General features: G+C 30.2%; 9 protein-coding genes and 2 pseudogenes. All 11 read right to left on the reverse strand.

Annotated elements, in window-relative coordinates:
- Window positions 1-403 precede the first annotated feature (403 nt).
- Window positions 404-1,861: an oligosaccharide flippase family protein gene (locus AB3114_RS03335; protein WP_367341840.1), complete on the reverse strand. Its 1,458-nt coding sequence runs from the start codon at window positions 1,859-1,861 to the stop codon at window positions 404-406.
- A 428-nt stretch (window positions 1,862-2,289) separates the two neighbouring features.
- A complete protein-coding gene (locus AB3114_RS03340; protein WP_367341841.1) occupies window positions 2,290-3,435 on the reverse strand; it encodes a glycosyltransferase family 2 protein in 1,146 nt (381 codons plus the stop codon).
- A gap of 250 nt (window positions 3,436-3,685) precedes the next feature.
- A pseudogene (locus AB3114_RS03345) lies at window positions 3,686-4,534 on the reverse strand (IS3 family transposase).
- A pseudogene (locus AB3114_RS03350) lies at window positions 4,531-5,130 on the reverse strand (helix-turn-helix domain-containing protein). The pseudogenes AB3114_RS03345 and AB3114_RS03350 overlap by 4 nt, the downstream one beginning before the upstream one ends.
- A 1,430-nt stretch (window positions 5,131-6,560) precedes the next feature.
- The gene (locus AB3114_RS03355; protein ID WP_367341842.1) at window positions 6,561-7,295 is read right to left on the reverse strand and encodes a glycosyltransferase family 32 protein; all 735 of its coding nucleotides are present in this window, start codon (window positions 7,293-7,295) and stop codon (window positions 6,561-6,563) included.
- Between the two features lie 182 nt (window positions 7,296-7,477).
- Window positions 7,478-8,581, reverse strand: a complete 1,104-nt coding sequence (locus tag AB3114_RS03360; protein WP_367341843.1) for a hypothetical protein — start codon at window positions 8,579-8,581, stop codon at window positions 7,478-7,480.
- Window positions 8,582-8,649: 68 nt separating this feature from the next.
- A complete protein-coding gene (locus tag AB3114_RS03365) occupies window positions 8,650-9,153 on the reverse strand; it encodes a DapH/DapD/GlmU-related protein (protein ID WP_367341844.1) in 504 nt (167 codons plus the stop codon).
- A 23-nt stretch (window positions 9,154-9,176) separates the two neighbouring features.
- Window positions 9,177-10,157, reverse strand: a complete 981-nt coding sequence (locus AB3114_RS03370; RefSeq protein WP_367341845.1) for a glycosyltransferase family 2 protein — start codon at window positions 10,155-10,157, stop codon at window positions 9,177-9,179.
- A 9-nt stretch (window positions 10,158-10,166) separates the two neighbouring features.
- The gene (locus AB3114_RS03375; RefSeq protein ID WP_367341846.1) at window positions 10,167-11,234 is read right to left on the reverse strand and encodes a hypothetical protein; all 1,068 of its coding nucleotides are present in this window, start codon (window positions 11,232-11,234) and stop codon (window positions 10,167-10,169) included.
- A gap of 21 nt (window positions 11,235-11,255) precedes the next feature.
- Window positions 11,256-12,209: a glycosyltransferase family 2 protein gene (locus AB3114_RS03380; protein WP_367341847.1), complete on the reverse strand. Its 954-nt coding sequence runs from the start codon at window positions 12,207-12,209 to the stop codon at window positions 11,256-11,258.
- A gap of 29 nt (window positions 12,210-12,238) precedes the next feature.
- Window positions 12,239-12,895: a sugar transferase gene (locus AB3114_RS03385; RefSeq protein WP_367341848.1), complete on the reverse strand. Its 657-nt coding sequence runs from the start codon at window positions 12,893-12,895 to the stop codon at window positions 12,239-12,241.
- Between the last annotated feature and the right edge of the window lie 20 nt (window positions 12,896-12,915).

The following is a 12,915-nucleotide window of genomic DNA, read 5'->3' on the forward strand; positions in this document are numbered from 1 at the left end:
TGGACACACTTTGTTAATGTCAAGAAACATTAATATGTCTAACATCCGCCTGTTTAGAAAGGGTGATCCGTCACTATGAAAGATACGATCTCTTAATAATTGATGAACTATTGAGACCAAGGACGCAATCTGCTCTTTCAGTCAATAAATGGACGTTATGAACGACGTTCAACGATCATAACTATTAATGTTCCATTATTTACTTGTGAAATGTCCAACACCATTCAGTAGTGGTAGAGGATATTCTCAATCAGCTAATTTATAATTCTCATGCGGTGAAGATTAATGGTAAATCATCCCAATTGACCAACGCTCATTCTTAAACTATCAAAATCACACTATTTTAAATACACTTGACAGTGCACCAAGAATACACAAACCAACAATTTGATTATGTCAATTTTTACATTTTAGCTTTATATTTAAACCCAAGGATCAAAGATAAAATAACCTTATTCTTTAATAAAATTAACACTAATGTATAAGAAAGTATTGACATTATAACCGAAATAGCAATTTTAAAAATATAATTTATTATAAAAATATTTGTCACAAAGCAAACAAATACAATAAAACAACATCCAATTGCTGAATCGAAAATATTTTTTAAAGTGGAAGAATTAAAGATTACAGGGCCAATTATATCTCTACAGAAATATCCATTTAAAATCATTGACAAAAGTTCAGATAAAACAGTGCATAATGCAGTCGCATTATAAGAAAAAAAAGGAATCAAAATTATATTTACAACAACATTAAATACAGCAGTTATTAAAGTGCAATGAAAAACTAAACTCTCACGTTTTGCTGGAATTAATACACAATCAGAAAAAATCCAACTAAAAATAGAAAAAATAATTGCAAAAGCTATAATACTTAAAGAACTAACAGAATTCATATATTTTCTACTAGCAATCAACATAACAATAGGCTTACTTAGCATTATAAGCCCTGTAGAAGCTGGTAATGCTAAAATAAGTAGTGTATCAATTACTCGATGCAATAAATAATTATATTCCTCAATTAATTTTTTCCCATATAAAAATGCTAGGCGTGGTATAGTAACAGTCAAAATTGCAGTTAATAAGCTTTGAGCAATTGTATAAATTTTGACAGCAATACTATAAATTCCCACTGCATATTCATCCTTCATAATTCCCAAAATTGTATTATCAGAATACACATATATATTTACTGCAATAGCAGATGAAAAAATAATGAGGATTGGTTTAAGATGTCGTTTCCAGTCAATTTTAGTAGTTAGTTTCAATGATATAAATGATCGTGCATGAATAAAATTTAATAAATTAGATCCTACGCTGGCAAGCACTGTGATACCTGCATATATTAAATAATCACTTTGACGCTTAACAAAAAGGAACAATAATAATATAGAAAAAATTTTGAATAAAATACTTCTAATAGTTATATAAGTATAGTCCTCGTATATTGTGTAAATCCATTCTGTTCCAATGGTTGTGAAGAATATTTGAATACTAAAAACCAGAATACAGGAAATATAATTATTTAATTTTGGAAAAGCAAAAATAGTGACGAACAATAAAACATAAGCCAATATTGTTGAAATTATATTAATTGAAAAAAGTTGATTCGAAAATGTGGCGATTTGCTTAGAATTATCTCTGTATTTTGCCCCTTCTCTCACTGCATATGTGTTAATGCCTAGTCCAGCAATCAAAACAAAATACCCAACAAAAGTACTAGAGAAATTATAAATTCCTATTCCATTTACAGATAAAATTCTAGATACATATGGAAATGTTATAAGCGGGAAAATTAAATTCAATACGCTTCTTAATCCATTAAGAAATGCATTAATTTTTATAGATTTGTTGTTCATGCTTGCTACCTTTTTTAACCAAAAATTCAATTACAAGAAACTATTTTATTGTAAGAATTAAACGTACTGATTAAACCAAACAGGTATTTTACTTGATCAAAAGAAATTCCACAATAAAAAGCATTAATAATATTATATTCAAACAGTTATCAAATTTTGATAATGAAAGCGATATCATCAACATTTCCTTTATTGAAAACGTAATTCACAAAGTCACATAAAGAATTCTTACGAAAGCTTCTATTAACAGTGGAACAAATATCTAAGAATGAAATACAAATTTCATATAGTGGCCTGATCATTAATTGTTTTAAAGATATTGTTTTAAGTGTTCAATTTTTCACTGCAATTCAACCTAGCTGTAGCTTTACTACAGTAAAAATTATTTTTTAATAATTAATAGCAAATAACTGATGCTCAATTTTTTATTATAATGATAAACAATAAGCAACAAACTTTTTGTAATCTCTGCTTCTTAATGATGATTCTACAATTGTTAAATCCACATCATCTGTTTTAAAAAATGATGACGGAAAATATTCATCCAATACATTTGCCATCACAAAAAAAGCATTTAAAAGAACATCCTTTGTTAAAGGCAGTATTCTAATAAAATTTGTAGCCATCTGCTTTAAAGTAAAATTATATAGTCGATTATCCAGCTTAACTTTCGATATCCTACAATCTCTTAACAATTGTATAGTAACATATAGACTATCTAGCGACTTAGTTTTCCCCATTGATGCCGCTGTAATGCCATTTGGATTAATACGATAATAATAGAGCACTGGCGATATCAATTTTATTGTTTTTGCTTTTGGCCACAGTCTATACATTCCCATTGTATCTTCATACCAAAAACCTTCTGGAAATTCCGTATCACCAAACAAGCTACTCTTATATAACTTACCCCAAGGATATCCATACAAAACTTTAAAGGGATTATCAAACAAACCACTTGTTTCAATATGTGGAACTTTATAACTAGCATCCTCTGAGAATGACAGGTAACTACACTCAACTATATCTGCATTAGTATTATAAGCAGCCATTAACATAGTATTAATAAAGTTTCCTGTACTTACAAAATCATCAGAATCAACAAAAGAAATATATTTAGCACATGATTCATTAATTCCTCTATTTCTAGCTCCAGAAAATCCTCTATTTTCTTGTTTAATTATTTTAAGTTTTTTATGCAAATCAAATTTTTTCAAATATTTTAGAATTGTTTCTGTATTATCCGTGGATCCATCATCAACAACAATAATCTGATACGAATAATTTGTTTGTTGATCTAATAATGACTTAATACATTTTATTAACAGATTAGCATTATTGTATACAGGAACAATAACAGCTAAGTCATAAATTTTTTCCCTCTTCATTATATCTGTACTACGAATTGAAGTTCCATCAGGAAAAGGACTCACCTTCTTAAGAGATAGCAAACAGTCATCGCCGTTTAATGGCTTAGAACCATGCATTCCTAATTTGAGAATCAATCGTCTTGCAGCAATAGGTATTCTGACTTTTTTCATTAAAATATTAATATATTTTCTTAAAGTATACATTTATATTTCCTCACGTAAATGCAAATTATGAATAAAATATTGTAATTGATTCAATTAAATATTATACTTTTTTAATTTCTTTATGACAAAAGTTACTATTCATAAAAGCAAAACTATAATTATTTTATATTTACAATATGGTAATATTGTAAGATTTAAGTTAAGCATTTGGTACACAACAAAAATATAAAATGCTTTATTTTAATGGTGGTACTGTACCCTGTCAAGTTTACACATTAAATAATAAAAATTAGCTGACCTTGCCGTAGCGAAATTCTGTTGCGGTGAGGTCATTTCTGGTTGCTGAGATAAATTGGCAGGTAAAGTACTTAACTCCTGCTTTAACTTGGTCGGTTAACTCTTCTAGGCTATGAGCCTTCGGCTGATGGGCCATTCAAATTGCTTTAAAATCTGCCCACCAGTGTTCAATAACGGCATTATCTGCTGGTGTTCCTGGTGCTGAATAACTATGTTGTGCGCCATTGCTGGTCAGATATTGATTAAGAGCTTTGGCAGTATATGCTGCGCCGCGATCCGTATGGATCAGCGGAGCTAATCGTCTTTCATGACGTTGAGCAGCTTGAAAGACTTTAATCGCGCCATCTGTTGTTTCTGTCGGTGTGATTAACCAGCTTAAATGATATTGACCATATAGATCTAACACGACGTGAAGCCGCACCTTATTATTTTGGACGCCATAAACTAACTCTGTTGTATCAGTTACCCAAACCTCACTGGCAGATGTTCGTTTAAATTTTCGGTTAAGAATGTTTTCTGCTTGATAGGTTTGATGTTCCTGAACTCGTTTTCGCTTAGGCTGACGATAATCGGCCTTGATACTATGTTCTCTCATGATTCGGATAACCCGCTTCTTATTGATCTTAAATGAGAACCTATCAGAGCGATTAATTAGTCTAGTCATCTTATCATAGCCAACACAGTGCTGATTTTCCGTTTCAATTGCTTGAATTAAAGTTAATATTTGCTCATCTTCTCGATCTTTAAGTGTCGGATGACGGCTTTGCCACTGGTAATAAGCCTAACGGCTTATTCCAGCAGCTTTTACTAGCTCAGTAATAGAATATCCTTCATTGCTCATTTCCTGAATCGCTTGATATCGTCCGGTCGTTGCACCCCCCCGATTGTGTATTTCGATTAATTTTTTTGCAAAATTTATCTCAACCTCTCGTTCGCGCTTTTCCCGTTCTAGCTCTCGTACTCGCTGCCGTAATCTCTCTACTTCACTGCTAGCTTCTTTGCCCTTATTTCGACCACGATTATCCCTTAAAGCCTGCCAGTCTTGGCTGTTAGAGTACTTGTGGACCCACGAATAAAACCGTTGGTAACTTACATTATATTTGTCGGCAGCTGCCTGGTAATTCCGTTGGTGATCGAGTGTCCATTGGACTATCTCTTTCTTCTCGTCAAAGGATACTTTTCTTCCCATCTTTCGGACTCGCTTTCTTGTTGCGTAAGCAACATCTAGTTTGCCCATATTGTACTGGATAATCCATTGTGATAGTTAAGAAGCGTTACGAATGTTGTATTGATTTAATATTTCGGGTCTGGAATATTTTCCAGAACGATAGGCTTCAACTGCCTTTAACTTGGTCTGGAGCTAATATCTATGGTTGTGTTTAGGACGTAATAACTCAAAAGGCCTGAAAGAAGGAACTGTCGAATCCAATTAGACAGATTAGCTGGACGGACGCCTTTATAATCGGCAAAGACGATTAAAGGGACATCTGTCTCTTGATAATCATTGAGTAATTCCAACTTCTCCAATGTTGTATAGCTTGTAAAATGAAACACCCCCTAGATTTTTATTATTTAAAGTGTCAACTCTAAGGGATATTGTACGGGTAGCGATATCTAAAAAAATAAAAGAAGAACCCTTATAGGCACTACAATTTATCATTTGCCAATCGCACTATCATCAGAATCTTGGTCCATGAACACATTCTATTTATTACACAGTCAAGTATCCTTATTTCATCACGACAAATATTATCAATGAATTTCAATGTATTGCATTGTACCGTACCGATGGCTCTTATTAAGTTACGAAGGCAAAAGGCTTCATGGTCAGGCTGTTAAGATCGTGAGCTCAAATGTAGTTTAACTTATAATATAAAAAATAATTGAAGCTAGGCTGAAAATTGCTAAATCTCTCCTGCACAGATTATACATGTCACTGTCAAATCACTTTCAACTGGATAAATCGAAAGTGATTTGACCTAATTAACAGATAAAGGAGAAAGCTGAGGTCATTGCTTGAAAAAACACAGTGGAACTTTTTTACCATTGTTGATCAATTGAAGGAATACAAGTAAAAATTGTAAATATAATCTTTTAGCTATTTTGTAGCTAATACCGTAAGTGTCTGGCAAACGTAAAGATGTGTCAGTTTCCACCTTTGTCTAGAACCTTTCTCGACTAATGGTCGTCAGTATAAAAAGTAACAGCAATTGGATTACTAAATCAGCCTCTTTAAGGAGCTTCATTCCAAAAGGCTAATTCACTGAAGATATTAGTGATGATAAATTAATTCAAATCAATTGATATATCAATTAAATGCCATCCAAGGGTTTAAGCTAGCATACACCATAAGACATTTTCTTGAAACATCTGACCAATGCGAGCCCAAATAACTTCTTAGCTCGCAAGAAATTACGAAACTGTTTACAATGAAATCTTTAAATAAACACAACCTAAGTTGTTCAAAATACGCATTCATCAAAGCACTTATATAATTAAGACAAACAATTTAAAATCAACAATCAAAATTTGGCAAACCATTTTGCATTGAAATTCATTACTAATTAGTTAATAGTTACCTTGTAACAGTTAATCTTAAAATCGAAAACTTATTATTTTTTAAAGCTGAATACCTAATTAGACCATTTATATTATGGGCTTTTTGTAAAAGATATTAAGACACCAAATAAAATACATTGAAATGGAAAGATGCAGGAACATTATTTCTTATTAAATTGGAAAATAAAATATGATAAACATATCAATCTAGATAGCATTCACCAGCTAATTAATTTATAAAAATTAAGCAGAACATCATCATTACATTATTTTTTAAAGAAATGTAAATAGTAAAAATGTTAGCATTATTACAAAGAATTTTTTATTTTGCTCAATTTCATCCATAATCTAGGACAGTGAAAATAAAAATCCAGAGAAAATTTTCGCATTTTTCCAATATCACGAGGTTCATTACCCCAATTGCTCGTGAATTGCTGAACTGCAACAGTTTCCTTTGAAATATGGCCTCCTCCCCACCAATGAAAAGGCGCAAAATATTGTGAAGGAAATATACGAGAACGATTTGGCATTATTTGCATCTTATTGGCCCTTTTTAATCCTTTGGACCAAAAATATTTTGAAATAATGCCTGTTGTCACAAATTCATATATATTTTTGGGGTCAAAGTTAATCTGACTATAAATATCAATTAGATTTGAAAGATCATCATCTTTTTTTGAAGCTCCAATTATTAAACCACTATTTACAAAACCTGGAGCTTCCATTCCCCATACACTTTTATATTTACAAAATCTATCAAGAGGCTTTAACAGTTTAGCATCTGTATCAAAATAAAACCCACCATTTTGATATATAACTACTAATCTAATTAAGTCGCTTGCAAATGCCCAATTTCTACTTTCATATGCGCATTTGATAAATGTAAAACGATTTATATCAAAATTTTTTTCATCCACTTTGATGATATCAAAATCAGGATTATTTTTCTTCCAGCTTTTTATGTTGTTCTTTTCAGCATTTCCTAAAGGCTTATCACCAATCCATACATAATAAATTCTTTTTGGTATCATTACTTTCTCCATTTCAAAAATATTAAAAAGCGAATACATTACAATATCGTTAAAAACACTAACAATATAATACAACTAAGAAAAGGCATTATAAAAATGTACAATCGAATCAGACTAAAGATTAAAACAAAAAAATTCTAATTAAACTACCTCTCATAAATATATATAAGTCTACTTTTTACGAATTAGTTTTTTTAATGATTATTACCATCATAATGAATCCAAGAAGGAAAAAAAGCAAGTAATGCAAAAGAAATTGCAAAATTTGTTTGCATATTAACTAACAGTGCCTCACTAAATCCCGAAATCTCCAAAGATATCATAAAAGCAAGAAGCAAAAATTGTTTATTTTTAAGCAAGCGGAAATTTGCAAACACTAAACCTAACACTATTACAGACAATATAAAAATTCCATAAACAAAACCAATATAAATATAGGATCCATCTAAAGTTCCATTAAATATTCGATCATCAATTTTTAAATTACTAAAAAGTTGAAGAGTGTAATGACTTGAATAATAGCTCCATATGTTTAATCTACCAGATGTAATCTTATCAAGCATATTTAACCAATTTGATGAGAGAGAACTATAGTGAGAAGCAGCCCAAAAAGAGAACCAAGCTGTAATTATTGGCAAGACTACTATCATTATTTGAACTATTTTCCATTTGGTAATGATCTTCTTAAAATAGAATACGAGTAAAAGAAATATTAAAAAGAATAAAGCTGTATAATCTTTGAAGTAAAAAACATTAACACAAATAACAAATAGTAAAAAGAAGACTTTATTACACTGCCAGTGAAGACTAAATGATTTTCCATTAAAAGAAATTAATAAATATACAGATAAATATGTTAACAACATTGCAAAGGGATTCTCATTAATAAATCCAAAAGTTAAAATATTTGTTAAATTATCATGCATTGGAGTTATTCCAGAGATTCCTGTTATAAATCCAACAATTAATTGTACAATAGTGACAATGGTGTATATGGATATAACATTGTTAAAAGATATATACATTAAGGCCAAAGCAAAACTGACTGCACTGAACACAAAAGAAGACTTGGTAAAAAATATTAAAAGAAAAAGAAAACAGATATATATATAATCATAAACAATAAAAGTTTTAAAAAGATCAAAAAGCAAACTAATAAAAAAAATCGCTAAAACTATAAAGAAACTCAAATGAGTCAGAGTTGACAGATGATTATAATTAATATTTGTTACGCAAGCATCACTGGCAATCAAGAAAGTTAAAATTCTTTTGTACAATTTATCAGTAGTAAAAGCCATACTTCTTCTCCATAACAGAAATGACTACAATAAAATAAAGTCTAAATAATTTAGTAGAAAAAATCAATTTACTTTTGCTTTTTATTCTTATCGTTTTGACTCCATGTATAGTTTGAAATTATCTTAAGATATTTGTCTTTACAGTCGTCGAAAGAACCTACTACTCTACATGGTATACCAACTGCTACAGAATTATCAGGAATATCTTTAGTAACAATACTTCCACTTCCAATAACAACATTGTTGCCTATGTTCACATCATAAAGAATAGTAGATTCTGAGCCAATAAATACATTGTCACCAATATTAATTTTACCAACCCTTGTCGGTAACTCAGATTGATTAATATCATTAAAAACAAAGGGTATAATGTCATGATTAATAAAATGGACATTAGAAGCAACCTTTACATTATCACCAAAAGAGATTAAATATGGTTCCGTGCCAAAATTAAATGGCTGAAAATAACAATTTTTACCCTGCTTATGAAAATAATGGATCGATTTGAAGAATTTTGTTCTTCTGTTTGCTCCCATAATCGCTAAGAAAAGTAAAAAAAGCTTTCTTGGCATGCTAATACACCCTCCAATATTAATTAAATTAACTTTTCTATAAATACAAATATGCACGTATAACTCTTAAAGCTGTAAATAATCCACTTTTGTAACAAATAATATTTAATATCAATATGAGATACTTTAATATTTTTTATTCTCAGTAGTATTTCGTCAATATATTTATCATAATCATTTTTATTGCTAGATAAGATTATTTGATTTAATAAATTTATGTTGATCCTTAGTTGATAATAGTGTAAATTGTCAATAAAATTAGGTAATGTGAGTTTAGAAACATACCGTTTAATTTCATTAGGCACATCTAATAAAATCAACTTGTCTTTATTAAAGTCAGAATTTAATATACTTCCTGTTCTTTGCCTGTAGTAGTATAATTTCGCATCAGTTACAACAACTTTATTAGAACGTAAAGCAAGTTTATAAGTAGTTAAACTGTCTTCCATTAATTTACCTGAAGGATATAATATTCCTTCAAACAAAGAAGAAGAATACAATTTACCACATGCATAAGTCTTAAATTGTCCGAAACGAAGTATATCATTAAAAGCCGATTCAGATGTTTTTAAATCAACTTTTTCATTAAAATCAAATTCCTTAATAAGTTCTTGTGGCTTCAAACATAAATTACATTGAACCAGTTCGGAATTGTTTTTTTGGGCTAGTTCAACTAAATGAGAAAGATAAAAAGGAGACACATAGTCATCTCCATCAACAAAGGTTATATATGTACCAGAACTATACCTTATACCAACATTTCGAACATCTGCCAAACCACTATTGACTTTTTCAATAATTTTAATTCTGGAGTCCTTTGTTGAAAAATAACGGCATATTTTACCTGAATCATCCTGAGATCCATCATTTACTAAAAGTAATTCAAAGTTTTTATACACCTGTTTTAAAATACTTTTTATACAGTCTTCTAAATAATCACTAACATTATACACAGAGACGACAATACTAACTAGTGGTTGATTATTTTCTTTTTTGGGCTTCATTATTTATCCTTAATCATTAATGTTTTTAACAATTTTATTTATAGCATTGGTTAAATACCAGCCGTTAATGACTTTATTTTTAATAACATCAACGTGTTTAATATACATATGATAATCTTCAACTGTTAAATCGTTAAAAATCTTGTCAAGCTCATCTAAACTAGAGATTACAAGCCCTAACTTGTTTTCTTTTACAAATCCTGCAATAGCTGAATTGCTCCACACAACAACTGGAATTCCACTTGACAAATATAATGAAAACTTGTACGGATTATTAAACTGGAGATATTTTCCAAAGGATCCGTTACAAGTTTGCGTACTACTGCCATCCCAAACTAGCCCAAATCCATTATTTAACAGAGACGGCAATCTATCAGCTGGCACCATACCTTTATATAAAATCGTTTGACTATTATCTGTTAAGTCTTTAGAAACATGATTACCATATAAAATGAAGCTATAATTATTAATAGTTAGCTTCTTTAATTTATAAATATACCCAGCTTTATGCTTCGATAAATTCCCTGCTATAAGCACTCTCCTGAAATTAGGATCTTCTCTGTTTAAAGTATTATTATCATTAATAAGATAATCAAAAACATTAAGTAAGTATATTTTATTCTCACTAACACCTTTCGAAATAAGATAGTGTTTCATTGATGTGTTGTGGGCAATTACGAAATCAAACATATTGATAAAACTGTATTCTTGAACAAAATAATTATAGTAAAGCTTTGTAAAGATATCCCCATTGCGTAAACTATTTAAATCATGTATCAAAAGAATTGTTTTAATTGATTTCGCGGCAGTAATTTTTTTTATAATTTTGGAAAAACGAAAAGCTAAAATATCCCAGGGGTACTGGACAACTAACAAGGAATGGGGTTTGATACTATTCAAATAATCGGCAAGTTGCTTTTGAATTATATTCAAGCCTCTAAACAATTCTTTCCTTTTACTCTTTAAGTTGATATTAATAGTTAGCTCTTTAAAACCCAAATTGCGTAAAATGATTTTAGAATCAGTTCGTGCTTTCGAAGCACTATTATGGGTAAGCGGATTATTTACATCAAGCATATATCGCATATGATTAACCTTTCACAATACTATATGTGTAATAAATTTAGACACATAAAAATTTTTATCAAGAATTCTGCTAAAGAAAAAATATTTAACATATCCAAAATTCTTTTCTAAAATTGGTTTAAATAATGGGTTTTCATTATTATGAAGTTTTTTCTTCATTTCAATGAATGTTTTTTTATCATTTGAGTTTGCTGCAACAATCATTGTTATCAAAACATAATATTTTATTCTGAAATCAAAATAATTTTTCCAGTAATTACTTTTTTTACATAATGAATCCATTGAAAACCGCAAATATTTAGAAGATTGAATAAACTTTTTATAATGTTCAACATTTTTATATGACGAAGACATTGAATCCTGGCCAACACGATAATTGTAAAGATGATCTGTAGTGTAAACTGGGTTTTTTGCTTCAAGCAAACATTTTATATATGCTTCATCAAAACATTTTAGAAATAGATTTCCAATATCCAATCTATCTAAAAGATCTTTGCTAACCATTTTATTCCACGGTTGAGAATTACGTTCAACAAATGTTACATCTACTTTACCATTATATTTTCTAAACCATTTTTCTTTTGTTTTAATCTTGTGTGGAAAGAAATTATAATCACAATAAGCTAAGTCACTATTATGCTGAATTACTAACCTATAAAGTATTTTTAAAAAATCAGGTTCCACATAATCATCAGCATCAACCCAACATATATAATCTCCCTTTGCCTTGCTGAGTCCAAACTTTCGAGTTTCAAACAAACCCTTATTATTTTGATGAAAGACAGTAAAATTACTGTATTGATTTTCAAAATAATTGCAAATTTGCACTGAACCATCTGTTGATCCATCGTTAATAATTAAAACCTCATAATCATCTTTTAAAAAGTTTTGATTCACCAAGGAGTATAAACACTTACGCAAAAATTTTTCCTGATTATATACTGGAACAATAACTGTTACTTTCACGTTAACCCATCTTTCATTTAAACAACCCTTTATCTAGCACCATTACCGGTGAAAATAATTTGGAAAGTTTCAATAGCAATTTTTAAATCAAAAGCCATTGAATAATGTTCGATATAATAATTATCCAGCTTACATTTTTCGTTTGGCTTAAGATCATATCCACCATGAATTTGTGCGTAACCAGTCAATCCAGGAATAATACGTAAACGCTTTGGAAAATCATGCCATTTTGCAGAAAACTGCTCCGTTAATACAAAACGTTCAGGGCGGGGTCCAACTAAGCTCATATCACCCTTAATGATATTCCAGAATTGTGGTAATTCGTCTACTCGTGTTTTACGCATAAACTTGCCAACTGGAGTAACCCGCGGATCATTCTTCTTGGCCCAAACTGCACCTGTCTTTTTTTCTGCATCATTACGCATTGAACGCAGCTTCGTAATCCGAATTGGTTTCCCCATGTAACCAACCCGCTCTTGATGGAAAAATACTGGACCAGGTGATGTCAGTTTAATTAATACAGCAAAAACAGCAATAATTGGAAGACTAATGATGCCGAAAATAGTGCCAAAAATGATATCGCAAATACGCTTGCCAATCAATTTTGACTGTGGAATTGGCTTGCCAATCATTGACATAAACTCATAATTTTTACTATCACTAGCTAACTGATTAACCTCTTGCATGTTAATGTTAAGCCCCCCTA

This window comes from Limosilactobacillus sp., assembly GCF_040772465.1.
In the GTDB taxonomy this organism is placed as follows: Bacteria; Bacillota; Bacilli; order Lactobacillales; family Lactobacillaceae; genus Limosilactobacillus.